The sequence below is a fragment of the Marinobacter sp. genome (assembly GCF_048269445.1).
Taxonomy (GTDB): Bacteria; Pseudomonadota; Gammaproteobacteria; order Pseudomonadales; family Oleiphilaceae; genus Marinobacter.
In genome coordinates, this window is record NZ_JBLXIQ010000007.1 from 158,695 (window position 1) to 173,670 (window position 14,976).

At 56.7% G+C, this 14,976-nt stretch carries 14 protein-coding genes and 2 pseudogenes; 7 read left to right on the forward strand and 9 right to left on the reverse strand.

Features of this window, described 5'->3' with window-relative positions:
• Nucleotides 1–103: 103 nt before the first annotated feature.
• On the forward strand, nt 104–1,201 hold the full coding sequence (gene amrS / locus ACN0XM_RS15605; protein WP_417567866.1) for an AmmeMemoRadiSam system radical SAM enzyme: 1,098 nt from the start codon (nt 104–106) through the stop codon (nt 1,199–1,201).
• 78 nt (nt 1,202–1,279) lie between these two features.
• Here amrS and ACN0XM_RS15610 read toward each other — a convergent pair whose 3' ends face one another.
• From ACN0XM_RS15610 to ACN0XM_RS15625, 4 genes and pseudogenes are all read right to left on the reverse strand, one after another.
• On the reverse strand, nt 1,280–2,032 hold the full coding sequence (locus ACN0XM_RS15610) for a DUF998 domain-containing protein (protein WP_417567867.1): 753 nt from the start codon (nt 2,030–2,032) through the stop codon (nt 1,280–1,282).
• A gap of 120 nt (nt 2,033–2,152) precedes the next feature.
• Nucleotides 2,153–2,320, reverse strand: a pseudogene (locus ACN0XM_RS15615) (IS3 family transposase); the annotation flags it as partial.
• 32 nt (nt 2,321–2,352) lie between these two features.
• Nucleotides 2,353–2,580: pseudogene (locus ACN0XM_RS15620) on the reverse strand (transposase); the annotation flags it as partial.
• Between the two features lie 155 nt (nt 2,581–2,735).
• Nucleotides 2,736–4,061 (reverse strand): serine hydrolase domain-containing protein, encoded by a 1,326-nt coding sequence (locus ACN0XM_RS15625; RefSeq protein WP_417567868.1) that lies wholly within the window; start codon nt 4,059–4,061, stop codon nt 2,736–2,738.
• 193 nt (nt 4,062–4,254) lie between these two features.
• On the opposite strand from ACN0XM_RS15625, the gene ACN0XM_RS15630 reads away from it, so the two are divergent.
• On the forward strand, nt 4,255–4,416 hold the full coding sequence (locus tag ACN0XM_RS15630; protein ID WP_417567869.1) for a hypothetical protein: 162 nt from the start codon (nt 4,255–4,257) through the stop codon (nt 4,414–4,416).
• A gap of 302 nt (nt 4,417–4,718) precedes the next feature.
• A complete protein-coding gene (locus tag ACN0XM_RS15635; protein ID WP_417567870.1) occupies nt 4,719–5,789 on the forward strand; it encodes a PQQ-binding-like beta-propeller repeat protein in 1,071 nt (356 codons plus the stop codon).
• A gap of 241 nt (nt 5,790–6,030) precedes the next feature.
• Here ACN0XM_RS15635 and ACN0XM_RS15640 read toward each other — a convergent pair whose 3' ends face one another.
• From ACN0XM_RS15640 to ACN0XM_RS15650, 3 genes are all read right to left on the reverse strand, one after another.
• Nucleotides 6,031–6,528, reverse strand: coding sequence for a DUF3291 domain-containing protein (locus tag ACN0XM_RS15640; RefSeq protein WP_417567871.1), 498 nt, complete (start codon nt 6,526–6,528; stop codon nt 6,031–6,033).
• 106 nt (nt 6,529–6,634) lie between these two features.
• Nucleotides 6,635–7,099, reverse strand: a complete 465-nt coding sequence (locus tag ACN0XM_RS15645) for a GNAT family N-acetyltransferase (protein ID WP_417567872.1) — start codon at nt 7,097–7,099, stop codon at nt 6,635–6,637.
• Nucleotides 7,100–7,198: 99 nt separating this feature from the next.
• On the reverse strand, nt 7,199–7,642 hold the full coding sequence (locus tag ACN0XM_RS15650; RefSeq protein WP_417567873.1) for an SRPBCC domain-containing protein: 444 nt from the start codon (nt 7,640–7,642) through the stop codon (nt 7,199–7,201).
• Nucleotides 7,643–8,025: 383 nt separating this feature from the next.
• On the opposite strand from ACN0XM_RS15650, the gene ACN0XM_RS15655 reads away from it, so the two are divergent.
• A complete protein-coding gene (locus ACN0XM_RS15655; protein WP_417567874.1) occupies nt 8,026–8,892 on the forward strand; it encodes a tyrosine-type recombinase/integrase in 867 nt (288 codons plus the stop codon).
• Here ACN0XM_RS15655 and ACN0XM_RS15660 read toward each other — a convergent pair.
• Both ACN0XM_RS15660 and ACN0XM_RS15665 read right to left on the reverse strand, forming a co-directional pair.
• Nucleotides 8,889–9,164, reverse strand: a complete 276-nt coding sequence (locus ACN0XM_RS15660; protein ID WP_417567875.1) for a YrhK family protein — start codon at nt 9,162–9,164, stop codon at nt 8,889–8,891. The two genes, ACN0XM_RS15655 and ACN0XM_RS15660, sit on opposite strands and share 4 nt — an antisense overlap.
• A 62-nt stretch (nt 9,165–9,226) precedes the next feature.
• Nucleotides 9,227–9,574, reverse strand: coding sequence for a 4a-hydroxytetrahydrobiopterin dehydratase (locus ACN0XM_RS15665; protein WP_417567876.1), 348 nt, complete (start codon nt 9,572–9,574; stop codon nt 9,227–9,229).
• 129 nt (nt 9,575–9,703) lie between these two features.
• Between ACN0XM_RS15665 and imuA the strand changes: the two genes are divergently transcribed.
• From imuA to ACN0XM_RS15680, 3 genes are read left to right on the forward strand one after another with little or no spacing between them, the layout of a single operon-like run.
• On the forward strand, nt 9,704–10,393 hold the full coding sequence (gene imuA, locus ACN0XM_RS15670; RefSeq protein WP_417567877.1) for a translesion DNA synthesis-associated protein ImuA: 690 nt from the start codon (nt 9,704–9,706) through the stop codon (nt 10,391–10,393).
• Between the two features lie 9 nt (nt 10,394–10,402).
• Complete coding sequence (locus ACN0XM_RS15675) at nt 10,403–11,821, forward strand: Y-family DNA polymerase (protein WP_417567878.1); 1,419 nt, start codon at nt 10,403–10,405, stop codon at nt 11,819–11,821.
• A complete protein-coding gene (locus tag ACN0XM_RS15680) occupies nt 11,821–14,940 on the forward strand; it encodes an error-prone DNA polymerase (protein WP_417567879.1) in 3,120 nt (1,039 codons plus the stop codon). Before ACN0XM_RS15675 ends, ACN0XM_RS15680 begins: the two co-directional genes overlap by 1 nt.
• Nucleotides 14,941–14,976 lie beyond the last annotated feature (36 nt).

The window sequence follows — 14,976 nt, forward strand, 5'->3', positions numbered from 1 at the left end:
CTCTGAGAGCTTTGAAAGAAACTGGAGAAAGTTGACACGCCCGTATCAGAAAACTATAGATTATTTGAGGCGGTTCGGAAGGGAAATTACGAGGGGTCTCATCATGGGCGATATACCGGTTCTTCAGGGCCGCAAGGTCGGATTCTGGCATTGGCTTGATGACGGTCGCATCCAATGCGACCTTTGCCCGCGATATTGCAAACTGCACGAAGGTCAGCGAGGGCTTTGCTTCGTACGTGGCCGCCTCAAGGATACGATGGTTCTCACTACCTACGGGCGTTCCAGTGGTTACTGCATAGACCCCATCGAAAAGAAACCGTTGAACCACTTCCTCCCTGGCACACCCACCCTCTCGTTCGGCACGGCTGGCTGCAATCTGGCCTGCAAATTCTGCCAGAACTGGGACATGACCAAGTCCCGGGAAACCGATGAACTGGCAGACCAGGCCAGCCCGGAAGACATTGCCCGCGCCGCCCGGAACCTGGGTTGCAAAAGCGTAGCGTTTACGTACAACGACCCGGTGATTTTCCACGAATACGCTATTGATGTGGCCAGGGCCTGCCATAAGGTGGATGTGCGCTCGGTTGCGGTAACGGCAGGGTACGTAACCGAAGAACCGCGCCGGGAATTCTACCAGTACATGGACGCCGCCAACGTTGATCTCAAAGCCTTCACCGAACACTTTTACCACAAAGTTACCGGCGGGCATCTGCAACCAGTTCTGGAAACCCTGGAATACATCAAACATGAGACCAGCGTATGGCTGGAACTGACCACCCTGCTTATCCCGGGCCAAAACGATTCGGAGCAGGAGCTGAACGAGATGACCCAGTGGGTGGTGGAGAAACTGGGACCGGACGTGCCCATGCACTTCACCGCATTCCATCCGGACTGGAAGATGATGGATACTCCGCCAACCCCGCCAGAGACTCTGACCCGGGCCCGAAAGATTGCCATGGATAATGGCATTCGCTACGCCTACACCGGCAATGTGCATGACAAATCCGGCGGCAGCACCTATTGCCACAACTGCGGCGAACTGCTGATCGGCCGCGACTGGTACGAGTTAGGCACCTGGAACCTGACCGACGACGGCCACTGCAAGTCTTGCGGTACCGCCTGTGCCGGTGTGTTCGAGGGCCCGCCGGGGCATTGGGGCGCTCGGAGGCAGCCGGTGCGACTTAGTGAACACCGATTGTGACCCGTTGGATTCTCGTGGTTTCGAAATCAGGAGACGTACCGCCACCCGGCGCAATGCACCAGCTCAACTAGCAGCTGATCACAAGTTGCTGCGCCAAAGCAGGACAATCGCCAACACCAACTGCCATGCCACGTAGCCATATTGCGCGAGGCGTTCGGTGGCGCCTAGCCACGGCGTTGGTTGGTTCAGGCCCAACGCTGGCGCATAAGAGAATGCAGCGATAGCGGGCACCAGCATGATGATCACGGTTACCGCGGAATAGATGCGAAGTCCACCGCGAAATGCGGCGATCGCGAGGATGAGGCTCAGCAGCACGAAGGGATTAGTCGCCAGTATCAGGTGCATCGTGTCCGTGAAGGTTCGCTCCGCACCTCGCATGTGCATCGGAAAGACATTCCAAATAAGCAAGCCGACGACCGCGGAGCCAGCGAACATCAGCGCGAGCACACGGACCAGGCGCCTGGCACCAGCGGTGCGCCACACGCCGACAGCGAAGGCAAACAGGAGCACACTGGACAGGCTGAACAGCGGCACGACCCAGCGACTGGTGGGTGCGCCGATCGCGAACAGCTCACTGACGGCCTGCCCACGGAGACTGTAGCCCGGATACAGGAAGCTTGCCAGAAGGTCGATGGCGATGTAAGCGAGGCCGGACAGTATGCCGCACCACAACAGCAGCTTATTGGTCTTGGTGTCTGTGTCCATGATGCCTCGTGTCGCGCCTCGGCAATGCCGCTTGTTAATCACTGTACCTTTGGACAAGAGATTCAGTTTCATCAACCTTCTCGACTTGCCCATCCCCCAGGTATTTGAAGAGCTGACCTTCATCATTCTTAAAAAACTTCACCGGCATTAATAACAACAGCCTGCCTCGGAGAAATTACTTCAAGTTCCCCGGTATTCTGATTGATCAAATAGACAACACCTGCATAAGTTTCAAAGAGCGAAAAGTTGGGAGCGGCTGAAAAACGATTCCATAGGCGCGTTGTCCCAAAAGTTGCCTTTACGGCTCATGCTTGGCAGGCAGTGTCTTGAGCGCAGGTAATCCTGATATCCGGTTTATAGGTACTGAACCCCACGATCCGAATGCACAAGGCAGACACCTTTTTCAGGAACTCGTTTTCCTTTTTCAGGGTGTCGTTCTCCCGCCGGAGCTTGCGTATGGCCTCGCTCTCAGCCTTGGAGTAATCGAGGCCATCAACTCTGTTGAATTGCTTGTCGGACAGGCGGATAAACTGACGACGCCAGTTGTAAATCTGGCCCGGATGAATGCCCGGATCACGGGCAACGGATGCTGTCGTATTACCAGGTTGATCAGCTTTCCAAACGGCTTCCCGACGAAACTCTTCGGTGTAGGCCTGGGGCTTCTTACAGCTCAAGGAACACCTCCGTGCCAGGGGCTACCCTAACTATAGAAGGTGTCTACTGTTCGTGGGTAACTCGGAGGGCTAACGACCAAGCTCACCGGCGGCAATGGAGCGCAGCGGAATTGTCGTCCGGTGAAGCGCCTTGTTCGCCCATGTTTATGTGCCCTTTACTCTTTCATCAAATACTTGGCCACGGCTTGATAGGCAGGCAACGAGGTTGGGTCAATCTGCGCGTTGTTAGCCGTGGGAAAAGAAGCGAACCGCACGATGACCAGCTCGGCGGTTGGGTCCACATAGATGGTTTGCCCATGAACACCACGTGCGGCAAAAGCGCCATGCCTATCATGGAAAACCCACCACATACTACGGTAACTCCCGCCTTTAAGCGTTTTGTAGCCAGCCTTGGCAAAGGCTTTCTTATCGCCACCGGCCCGGATGGTCTCCATGACCTCTTTCGGGAACAACCGCTGCCCATTGATCTTGCCGCCGTTAAGCATGAGCAGCCCAATACGGCCCAAGTCTCGCATGCCTGCACTGAGTCCGCCGCCCGCAAAAGGTGTTCCCTTGGCGTCCACGGTCATATATCCATCCAGCTCTGCGCCCATTCTGCTCCAGATACGCTCCGACAGCAGGTGCGCTAAATCCTTGCCTGTGACCCGCGATATTATCCAACCAAGTGCGTCCGTGTTGATTGTCTTGTAGCCGAAAGCCTCACCGTGGGCTCCGTCTTGCTTGACGGTTTGTAGATATTCAAAATAGCCGTTTGGGCCTTCATAGTCCTTTGGTTTCGGTAAGGGGCTCGCCGCCTTTGAATAGATCCAGATATCCGCCTTTGGATCAGAGTAGTCTTCGCTATAGTCAAGCGCCGTGGTCATGTCCATGACCTGGCGCACAGTTGCGTTGCCGAACGCGCTATCCTTGAGTTCAGGGATAATTGAGGAAACCTTCACTTTATCGTCGAGCCGTCCCTCAATTACCAAGATCTCGGCCAGGAGTCCCGTAATGGACTTGGTCATCGACATGGCGGCATGCTTGCCCATCTCATCGAGACAGCCGAAGTATTTCTCATAAACGACCCGGCCCTTGTGAAGAATGAGCATGCCGTCGGTATAGTTCGCCGCCAGGGACTCCTTCCACGTCATCGGTTTTCCGCCACCCATGGGGGTGAAGGTCACGGTGTCAATACCGTCATCGATTGCGTACTCAAGCGGGACCGGCGGGCCGATGCCTCTATTCACTTGCTTTGTGGGCATTAGTTCCCGAATGTGGCATACCGTCCAGCGCAACTTCGGAAAGCTAAAGAAATCAGATTCCGGCTGCATAATCAACTTCTCAGGCGGCGGAGGGAAGTCCGCCATCCAGCGCAACCGTCTGGGGTCAGATTCCTCGGCGTTCAAGTAGGAGCTGGATTGCGCATTGGTTTGCGCAAAATGGCCTGATACGGTCAGGAAGCCTACGAGCAGAGAAAGTGACATAAGGTTTGGGCGCTTCATGATGCTTCCTCCATGGCGGTAATTGCATTCCTCTTGTCTTAAGGGCGAACGCTGCAATCACGCGCTTGTCGCGTGCATTGCCTTGTTATCTTAGCCTTCCACTGATGCTCGGTGAATTGCATCGACGTGGATCAAAGCACTGTCGACGTATTTGAACCCGCATTCATACCCATCGAAGGCCACAAAAAGATCGGTGCCCGGTACCGCTCGCCTGGAACGGTTCCTGCTCTGGCCCACTGGCGTGCTTTCTCCAGGCGGCATGCGTCAGTGGGGGCGCCACGCCACGGCCTTCATCGGCAAGCGCCATTTTGACGATCCGGATCTGCTCAACCGCTACTTCGAACCGGTTCCATAGAAACGAAACCCGAACGGATTTATTTTCCGAAAGGTTTTACTATCGCCGATAGCTCAACGACTCATGAAATAAGCCGGCCCCGATTTTCTTTAAAATGCCGGTATTGTTTACACCTCAGTCCCACTGCTTTTTCCAAACGTTTCAATCAAATCGAAAAAAGCAAACTGGCGCGGATGTTGCCTCACCTTGGCAATACCCAAACTGCCGCGTAGGTGAAGGCTATGACCTCCCATCTTTTAGGTTTCAGTCACCAAGGCTCCGCTCGTTGGCCGATTTTATTAGTCATGTTGGGCGGGCTTCTGATGTCATCCGTCAGCCAGGCAGGGTTGCTCTGGCAAACCCTCACCGAGGGGGACATTGATTCGTCGCCAACGGTGAGTGGTGGTCACCTTTTTGTCGGGTCCGATGATGGTTTTGTTTACTCCATGGACGCCTCCACCGGACAGGTCGTGTGGCAAACTGCGACTGGCGGCCCAGTGGATTCCAGCCCGACAGTGGATGGCGGTTTGCTTTATATCGGTTCCGGGGATGGCACCTTCAACGCGCTGGATGCCCAGACCGGTCAACCGGTATGGATCACCAATAGCGGGGGTGCAGTCGTTTCTTCCCCGGAAGTCGTGAACAACGTGGTCTATTCCGGTTCGGGTGACGGGTCCGTCTATGCGATGAATGCGGCCACGGGAGAAATCCTGTGGCAAACCGCCACCGGCGGTTCTGTCGATTCATCACCAACGGTGGTCGATGGCATTCTGTATGTCGGTTCGGCCGATGGCAGCATGTATGCGCTGGACGCGAATACAGGGCAGTTTCTGTGGGTGACGTTTACCGGAGGGCCGATATTTTCCTCGCCCGTCGTTTATGACAATACCGTGTTCTTCGGGTCTTCCGATCAATCGGTATACGGGTTGAGCGCCTTGACCGGGGAGATCTTCTGGCAAACGCTCACGACCGGTTCGGTGGACGCGTCCGCAAACGTCAACGATGGACTGATGTACATCGGATCAGACGACGGCAACCTGTATGCGTTGGATACCGCCACCGGTGCCATCGTATGGGTCACGTCGACCGGAGGCGCGATTAATTCCAGCGCCGCCTTCTACGATGGCTTGCTCTATGTGGGCTCCGGTGACGGACAACTGTATGTGCTGGATGCGTTGAGCGGTCTGGTGCAGGAGACGTTCCAGACCGGCGGCGCCATTGACTCGTCACCGACCATTGCCGGTGATGTGGTGTATTTTGGGTCTGACGACAACATATTGTATGCGCTGTCGATCGCCCCCCCTGTCGATGTGCCTGAGCCCTCAGGCTTTATGTTAATGATGCTGTCTCTTGCTGCTTTAGTCTTGTCGCGACGGCGGCGCTCGGCCCGTTAAAGGGTACTTGGCAGGCGAAGAGGATTTGCCGAAGACGTCCTGGCCCGAAAACAGATCTGTCCCGGTTTTCAAAAACCTCTTGAATTTTTAGCGTCTCCGAGTCAAACCCAATCGCCCAAAACACTTTGATATCGCTTTTGCTGTATTTCGCTTTCCACAACGGATTGCATAACGCTGAAGGCAGTGGCCCGACAGGGGCGTCCGGTGGAGGCCGCAGGCCGGAACGAACTTGACTGATTTGTTAAGTGGCTGGGCATTTACCACCCCAAGTATCAGTGGGCACACTGGCTAGCTCGCTGGGAGCCGGGAAAGCTTTCTTGAATGTGAAAGCCTCCGCGGTTGGCCCATGCTCTCGCAGAATGTTCAGCTTTTGCGCCGCCTCTTCCATTGACGGAATGTGACCGGCAGGCACCCACCAAAGCACCGTATATGCCTGTCCCATTTTCTGAAACCACTCCTTCTTGCGGCGCATGATCTCAACGTGGGCAGACCGATAAACGTAATTATGCAAAGCCTCGACTGAATCCCAGAGGGAAAGATTCACGATTTTATCGGAGCCGAAATAATCAATGCCGGTAGCATCACCGTCTTCGGTTTGTAGCCGCCAGACAAAACCAGGGGAGTCATCTGCCAACGCATTGATCCGATCGAGGTTCGCGACAAAATCCGAAAGCTGCGGCGAATCTATTCGTGCCAACAGCGTGGCAATGTTGAGTTGTGCAATATGATACTTACTCACAGTTTCCTCCCTGAAAACACTTAACGTTTGCAGCATACGCGCCCTTGGAATGTAGCCGAAGGCGCAATGGAGAGGGCGTCGCCGTGCCTGCACTGATTAAGCCTAATCACGGCAAAAGCTTGCGCATGAATGCGTTTGGAACGACTACGCCCCTCACCTTGGGCGCCCGTTCCTCAATTATGCAGAACCCGAATTTTTCAAAAAAAGGCTGCGCCGTCCGGCTGACGTCCGACGTCAGCTCTCTTAAACCGAGCGTGGTTGCCTGACTGAGAAGAGTCGACATCAATAGCCTTCCAATCCCTTGATCTTGGTGATATCCCGAGACGAAGAAATGATCAATATAGCCAGTTGGCTGCAAATCTGCATAGCCAACAACCTTTCCGTCAACCTCTGCGACAAATGGCTTGATATCGCGAATCTTCCGTGCCCAAAGCTCCATATCCAAGCCTGCCGGCGCCCAAGCATCAATCTGCTCCGGAGTGTAATCACGGCTAGCAACGAGATGAACCGCCGAGTGAAAGACTTCGAACAGCTCGTACTCCTCACCAATATGAAAGCGACGGATAGGCACCTTTACTCCTGTTAGGCTTAACGCCTGCGGTAACCGGCGCCGGAGCGCAGCGGAGGGAACCAAAAGCGCCACGCTTTTGCCGTCCGGTTGACTGCCTGGTTATACGGCATTTCTTGCCCGCTCAAGCACACGCGTGAGCCGATCAAGATTTTGCTCATTTGCTGGGCCAGCCCTTTCTTTGACTACCTGGGCAGTTCGAGCATCTTCAAACACTTGATTCCAAGTTACGTGCGTACCACAAGCCTCAGCAGTGAGCTCAACTGTGAGTCGGAAGTTTGGCGGGCAGTCATGGTGAATGACTATTTTTGAATTGGGTTCAAGTACTTCAAACTTGCTCTCGTTTGGGTGGTCGATTCCGTCCGGGGCGTGCATTATGAACTTCCAGCGCCCCCCTTCCCTGAAATCATGAATTTCGAAGGTATTGGAAAAGCCCTCAGGCCCCCACCATGCCGCCAATAATTTAGGCGAAGCAAATGCTCCGTAAATTTCTTCTGGGGAGAAAGGTAAAGTTCTGGAAGTACATAACGTTCTGTCGTCAGTCATGCATGGAACTCCAAATTCGTGGGATTCGTGCCGTATAACAGCTAATTATACGAACGCGTTCGTATATCACCCGTTCGTAAAACTCCCTTCAAGCACGCTCAAGAAAGCACGAGTTTCTTTAATAAAAACAGCCTCTTGAGCACCAATCACCACGGCTACCGCCGGAGTTATACGCCCTCTTTTGAGCCACTCCTGCTCCCACCGTAGGCGTATAACTCCGCCCTTCCTGTTTCAACTTTCCAACCCTATCAGATAGTTACCGTCATTTCTCATGTGGTATCTGGAGTTTTGCGAACTCGTTCGTATAACTCCGCTAACATCAGCCCCTTGACTTCGGCTCAAACCGAAATGCTGTATATAAAAACAGTAAAGGATGACTGGATATGGATATCCCTACCCCGATACCTGCACAACCAACCCGTTTTTTGGATAAAGTTCGAGGTTTTATACGCCTGCGAGGCATGGCCTATAAGACAGAGAAAACCTACCTCTTTTGGATCAAACGCTTTATCCGCTTCCACGGCCTCCAACACCCTGAAGCCATGGGCTCTGCAGAAGTCGAAGCATTTCTGTCTCATCTGGTTTTGCAGGCAAACGCCAGCGCCTCTACCCAGAGAGTCGCTTTGAACGCTTTGGTATTTTTATATCGGGAATTCCTGGGCCAACCTCTGGACGATCTGAAGTTCGAGCACTCCAGAAAGCCGGTAAAGCTTCCAACGGTATTTAGTGCGGAAGAAGCCAGGTCCGTTATTCACAACCTGAGCGGAGACTACAAACTTGTGGCCATACTCCTCTACGGCTCCGGTCTGCGTATCAATGAAGCCCTGCGCCTAAGAGTTAAAGATGTTGATTTTGATATGCAGCAGTTGATTGTTCGAAGCGGCAAAGGTGCTAAAGACCGAATTACGCCGCTGCCGGACCGTCTGGTCGAGCCGTTAAAGCAACAGATCGATTCCGCGCAGGAGCTTTCGCGGGATCCTCGCTCAGGCATTCGCAGGCGGCATCACTTGCTAGACCGAACTGTTCAAAAGCACATTCGCCGAGCTATCCAGGCGGCCGGCATCCGCAAACTCGCGGGCAGTCATACCTTTCGTCATAGTTTTGCCACACGCTTACTTGAAGCCGGCTATGATCTCCGCACCATCCAGAAGCTGCTTGGCCACTCAGATTTACGCACAACAGAAATCTACACCCACGTTGTTCGCAAAGGTGGCTTTGGCGTTCGCAGCCCGGTAGATGAGGCTTTCTAACTCTCCCAGTTACTGGCCGGAATTCGTTTCACGTGAATGTGGCTGACAAGCCGGATGGTCGGGCGGATCAGGAACTGGAAACTGCCAATAATAAACAACCAGATTGCCGCCTTCTCGTATTCCGGGAACAGAAACAGGATGCTGCCCACCAGAAACCAGATGGCGATTAAAAAATCGTTGGTGATGCTGATCATTTCATAGCGTCGCCGAATGACCAGCTCTTCGTTACCCAGCTTCAAAGTCAGTGGGTTATCGGTACGGTTTTCAACCATTCTGCTAACAATCTCCGGTCCGGAAGGAGTGCGGCGGAAGCCAGGTTCCGCCGCAGTTCGGGCTATTGCATGTCGTTGAACGCAGCGTCGGTTCTCGCTGCCAGGATAAAGTCGTTTTTGTGCAAGCCGCCGATTTCGTGGCTCCACCAGCTCACTGCAACTTTGCCATACTCCAGAACAACCACGGGGTGGTGGTCTTCTTCTTCGGCGAGTTCGCCAATCTTGTTGGTGAACTCCAGGGCCTTCACAAAGTTTTTAAGCTTGTAGACCCTGTGAAGCCGTTCTTCACCGTCAATGTCCAGGATCTCCCAGTCCGGAACATCTTTGTGTAGCTGCTGCTTTTCTTCCTCAGTCGCCTTGGGTGCGTTCGGGCTGCAGGCTTCACAGCTGTGTGCTTTCAGGTCACTCATTTCAACCTCCATGGTTGATGGCTGTACTAACAAGCGTGGGTCGTGCCCTTCGCTTTATCAACCCTTCTCTTGAAATCCGGCCGCTTTCAGAATACTGTATATTTAAACAGTGCCTCGAGAGTTTTCATCATGAGCGAGCTTCTGAATACGCTGATGCAGGATTCCCGTGTCTGGCAGGGCCACCGCCACGTCCAGACCACACAACCTGCAGAACCAACCGGATATCAGGTTCTGGATAACCAGCTCGGAGGCCTGGGCTGGCCTCGGGGCGCCCTGAGCGAATGTCTTCTGGATGCACCGGGTATTGGCGAGCTGCATTTGCTGCTGCCACTTATGCAGCGGATGTGCGCGGAGCGTAAAACCGTGTTCTGGCTGAACCCGCCGCACACCCCCTATGCACCTGCCCTGGCCCGGGAAGGCGTGGATCTGGACCAGGTGGTGCTGATCCATACCGAGGGTGAGGGCGACTTTCTGTGGACTCTGGAAAACTGCCTTCGCTCACCGGTGACAGGGCTGGTGATGGCCTGGCCCGGAAGACTTGCCTCCCGGGAGGTCCGGCGGCTGCAGCTGGCCGCCGAGGCCGGCTGCAATGTGTGCGTCCTGTTCCGGGAACGGCGCTACGCCGAGCAAAATTCTCCGGCGGCCCTGCGCCTGGAACTGGAACCGGGCGAGCAGCAGGATCTCAAGGTGAATGTGCTCAAACGCCGGGGCAGCTGGCCCGGGCAACGCTGTTCACTGGTCATGGCCCAGCGGGCAGATCTCTCATTTCGTGAAACCACCCGGGTTGTCCGGGGCCCCTGGTCGGGTTCAACCGGGTAATAACGCTCCATGCTCTGGCTGTATCTGCATTTCCCGCACCTGGTGCTGGACCATATTCGCCGCACCCGTGAAGATCAGGGTGCCCTGGTGGTGGTTGAAGGCTCTGGCCAGAAGGTCATTCAGGCCTGCCCTGAAGCCAGGAGCCAGGGTATTCGTAGCGGCATGCGCCTGAAAACCGCCATCAGCCTGGTACCGGATCTGGGTATGGTGCGTGCCGATGAAACCCAGGAAGCCAGGATTCTGGAAGATCAGGCCCGCTGGCTGTATCGCTATGCCGCCCACATTGTACTGGTTCCACCAGATGGCCTGCTGGCTGAAATTGGTAGCCTGCAGAAACTCTACGGCGGGCTGCCGGCTGTCTGGCAAACGGTGGAACAGGGGCTGAATGAGCGCCAGCTGAATGCCTGGATTGGTATTGGCTACACGCCTCTGGCAGCCCGCCTGATTGCCCGTGTCGGCAAGGGGGAGTGCACGGCCGACAAGGGCCATATTCTGCGAACTTTGAGCCAGATGCCCCTGCTTGCGGCCGAATTCGATGAGAAAGCCTCCACCCGGCTTCAGCGACTGGGGCTAAACACTCTGGGGGAGGTCTTTGATTTACCCCCCAATGAGCTGGCACGCCGCCTGTCTCCTGAGCTGCTGGCTCACATCCAGAAAATCCAGGGCACCCGGCCGGATCCTCGAGCCCCCTGGCAACCGCCCCACTCGTTCCGGCAACAGGCCGATTTTGTGCAGGAGGTCGAGCACACCCAGGGCCTGCTGTTTCCGCTCCATCGCATGCTCACGGAACTGGAAGAAGACCTTTGCTGGCGCCAGCAGGATACCGACAGCCTGCGGCTGGTTCTGAGGCACCGGCACTCGGAACCTACCCGTCTGTACATTCGCACCTCCGGGCCTGAGCACCGGGCCGACAACTTTCTCAACCTGATCCAGTTGCGGCTTGAGCAGCACTCGCTGCAGGCTCCGGTTATCTCACTGATGCTGTCGGTGAAGCGTTTCCTGTCCCGGGAAGCGCCCTCCGGGGAGGATCTGCTGGGTGAAACACAGGACCTGAACGAGGCCTGGCATACCCTGATCAGCCGTTTGCAGGCCCGCCTTGGGGAACAGGCACTCAAACAGCTCTCGCCCCAGGCCGATCATCGCCCCGAACGGGCATGGTCGGCCTCGGAGGTAATGCGCAAAACGGCCGCTCCGTTAAAGCCGGCCGGAGATCTGCCACGGCGCCCTCTCTGGCTGTTGAAAGGACCGCAAGCGCTTACTGAAACGCCGGTCGCCTGGTTTGCCGGCCCGGAGCGGATCAGCGGCGGCTGGTGGGATGGCCAGCGGGTGCACCGGGATTACTACATTGCCCAGTTAAACAGCGGTCAGTTGGCCTGGATCTTCCGGGATGCCCGGGAGGGCTGGTTTGTGCATGGATGGTTTGGCTGATGTCTGAGCATCAGTATGCGGAGCTGTTCTGCTTTAGCAACTTTACCTTTCTGACCGGCGCCTCTCATCCCCAGGAGCTGGCCGAAAGGGCGCACGAGCTTGGCTACGCGGCCCTGGCGATCACCGATGCCTGTTCCGTCGCCGGCATTCCCCGGGCCTGGGCGGCACTGGCACAAAGCCCGGTCAAACTCATTACCGGCAGCTGGTTCGAGCTCTCCGATACGCCAAAAGGCGCAACAACGCCCCGCTTTATTCTTCTGGCGCGCACCCGCAAAGGTTACGGCCAGCTCTGCCAGTTGATCACCACCGGCCGCCGCCGGGCAGAGAAAGGCCACTACCAGCTGTTCGCCCGGGATATTGAAACCCACCCTCTTGATGACTGCCTGTGCCTGTGGTTGCCACCCTCACCTGCCGAGGCAGAGTCCGATCAGGCTCTGGCCTGCGGAGAATGGCTGAACCGCCTGTTTGATCCCCGGCTCTGGATTGCCGCCGCCCGCACCCTGGAATCCGGTGAAGAGCAACGGCTTGCCCGGATACACTGGCTGGCTGACCAGCTACGTATCCCCGTAACCGCCGTTGGCGAAGTACATATGCACAGCCGGGAACGCCAGCCCCTGCAGGATGTGCTCACGGCTCTGCGCAATCACACCAACCTGGAACACGCCGGCCACTGCCTGTTCCAGAATGGCGAACGATACCTGCGGCCCCTGAGGGTTCTCCAGCGGCTGTTTCCCGAAACCTGGCTGACTGAAACCCTCACCATTGCCCGGCAGTGCACCTTTGAACCCGGCAGTCTGCGCTATGAATACCCACCGGATCTGGTGCCGGAAGATGAATCTCCCGCCAGTTACCTGAAACGGCTGACCCGAGAGGGCGAGCGTCGGCGCTATCCCGAGGGTACGCCACTTCAGGTCCAGAGCCTGATCCGCAAGGAGCTTGGCCTGATCTCGGAGATGAAGTACGAGCATTACTTTCTTACCATCCATGACATCGTGGCCTTTGCCCGCAGCCGGGGCATCCTGTGCCAAGGCCGGGGCTCTGCCGCCAATTCCGCCGTCTGTTACTGCCTGGGCATCACCGAAGTAAATCCGGCCCGGGTTGAGCTCCTGTTCGAACGCTTCATTTCCAAAGACCGCGACGAGCCACCGGACATTGATGTGGATTTTGAGCATGAACGGCGGGAAGAAGTCATTCAGTACATCTACCGGCGCTACAGCCGGGAGCGGGCCGCCCTGGCTGCCACGGTGATCCGTTACCGGCCCCGCAGTGCCATTCGCGATGTCGGCAAGGCTCTGGGGTTCGATCCGGCCCTGGTGGAACAGCTGCTGGAAGGCATCGACTGGCGGGACAAGGCCACCAACTGGCGCCAGCAGATTCTGGACAAGAAAATCACCCGTAATCCCCAGGTAGCGGACCAGTTCTTCACCCTGGTCAATACACTGCTGGGCTTCCCAAGACACCTGTCCCAGCACGTAGGTGGTTTTGTGATCAGTGCCGGGCCACTGGCCGAACTGGTACCAGTCGAAAATGCAGCCATGGCAGACCGCACCGTGATCCAGTGGGACAAGGACGACCTGGAAAGCCTGGGACTGATGAAAGTGGATGTTCTGGCCCTGGGCATGCTCTCCGCCATACGCAAGGCGCTGGAGCTTATCAGCGACGAGAAAGGCCAGCCATTCCGGATGCAGGACATCCCTCCGGAGGATCGTGCCACCTATGCCATGCTCCAGAAAGGCGACAGTATCGGCGTATTCCAGGTGGAATCCCGGGCCCAGATCAACATGCTGCCAAGGCTCAAACCGGAGACCTACTACGATCTGGTGATCGAAGTCGCCATTGTACGCCCCGGCCCCATCCAGGGTGACATGGTGCACCCCTATCTGCGGCGCAAACACGGCCTGGAACCGGTGGACTACCCCAACGACGCCATCCGCAAGGTACTGGAGCGCACCCTGGGTGTTCCCATCTTTCAGGAGCAGGTAATCAAACTGGCCATGGTCGCGGCCGGTTTCTCCGCCGGTGAGGCCGACCAGCTTCGTCGCGCCATGGCCGCCTGGAAGTCCCACGGTGACCTGACCCCGTTCCGGGAAAAGTTGATCACCGGCATGCTTGAACGGGGCCACGACGCCGACTTCGCCGAACGGCTCTACCTGCAAATCTGCGGCTTCGGCGGCTACGGCTTCCCCGAATCCCACGCCGCCAGCTTTGCCCTGCTGGTGTACGTCTCCGCCTGGATCAAACGGCATTACCCGGCGGCCTTCTACTGCGCCCTGCTCAACAGCCAGCCCATGGGGTTCTATTCTCCTTCGCAGCTGGTTCAGGACGCCCGGCGCCACGACGTTACCATGCTACCGGTCGATGTGAACCACAGCCAATGGGACCATACACTGGAAGGCCCCAACCGCCACCTCCGTCTGGGCCTCAGGCTCATTCAGGGCCTGTCATCCGCTGGCGCCGAACGTATCCACCAGAACCGCCCTGCCACCGGCTACCGCTCCGCCAGCGAACTCCGACGCCTGGCCGCTCTCCACCAGCGGGATATGGAACTCCTCGCCGGCGCCAACGCCATGCCGGATTTCACCGCCAACCGGCACCAGGCCTACTGGCAGTTACTCGACCACGAACAACCTGCAGAACTGTTCGCCAAAGAAGCCCCTGTCGAATACCAGCCGGAATACTGCCACCAGCTACCGGAGCCTACGGAAGGCCAGAACGTCCTCGCCGACTACGCCAGCCAGGGCCTCACTCTCCATCGCCATCCTCTGGCCCTACTCCGGGAGCAGGGCCACCTCCGGTTCTGCCTCAGTGCCGAACAGCTCCTGACCACCAAAGCCGGCACCCCCGTCCAGGTCGCCGGCCTTGTCACCGGTCGCCAACGCCCCGGCTCCGCGTCCGGCGTCACCTTCGTCACCCTGGAAGACGAAACCGGCAATGTAAACGTGGTGGTATGGCTGGAAACCGCCCGCCGGCAACGCAAGCCGCTGCTAACCTCCAGGCTATTGCACGTGAAAGGGGTGTTGGAGCGAGAGGGAGATATTGTGCATGTGATGGCCGGCAAGTTGTCTGATCTCAGTCATCTGATCAGAAGCCTGCCGGTGAGCTCGCGAAACTTTCATTAAAAAACCCCGCCTGGCTCACGCCGGACGGGGTTTTGG

Bases quoted from the DNA above. Each gene is read 5' to 3' on its own strand.
- amrS (WP_417567866.1), top strand. From the start codon at position 104: ATGGGCGATATACCGGTTCTTCAGGGCCGCAAGGTCGGATTCTGGCAT.
- ACN0XM_RS15610 (WP_417567867.1), bottom strand. From the start codon at position 2,032: ATGATGAAGGTCAGCTCTTCAAATACCTGGGGGATGGGCAAGTCGAGA.
- ACN0XM_RS15625 (WP_417567868.1), bottom strand. From the start codon at position 4,061: ATGAAGCGCCCAAACCTTATGTCACTTTCTCTGCTCGTAGGCTTCCTG.
- ACN0XM_RS15635 (WP_417567870.1), top strand. From the start codon at position 4,719: ATGTCATCCGTCAGCCAGGCAGGGTTGCTCTGGCAAACCCTCACCGAG.
- ACN0XM_RS15650 (WP_417567873.1), bottom strand. From the start codon at position 7,642: ATGACTGACGACAGAACGTTATGTACTTCCAGAACTTTACCTTTCTCC.
- ACN0XM_RS15655 (WP_417567874.1), top strand. From the start codon at position 8,026: ATGGATATCCCTACCCCGATACCTGCACAACCAACCCGTTTTTTGGAT.
- ACN0XM_RS15660 (WP_417567875.1), bottom strand. From the start codon at position 9,164: ATGGTTGAAAACCGTACCGATAACCCACTGACTTTGAAGCTGGGTAAC.
- ACN0XM_RS15665 (WP_417567876.1), bottom strand. From the start codon at position 9,574: ATGAGTGACCTGAAAGCACACAGCTGTGAAGCCTGCAGCCCGAACGCA.
- imuA (WP_417567877.1), top strand. From the start codon at position 9,704: ATGAGCGAGCTTCTGAATACGCTGATGCAGGATTCCCGTGTCTGGCAG.
- ACN0XM_RS15675 (WP_417567878.1), top strand. From the start codon at position 10,403: ATGCTCTGGCTGTATCTGCATTTCCCGCACCTGGTGCTGGACCATATT.
- ACN0XM_RS15680 (WP_417567879.1), top strand. From the start codon at position 11,821: ATGTCTGAGCATCAGTATGCGGAGCTGTTCTGCTTTAGCAACTTTACC.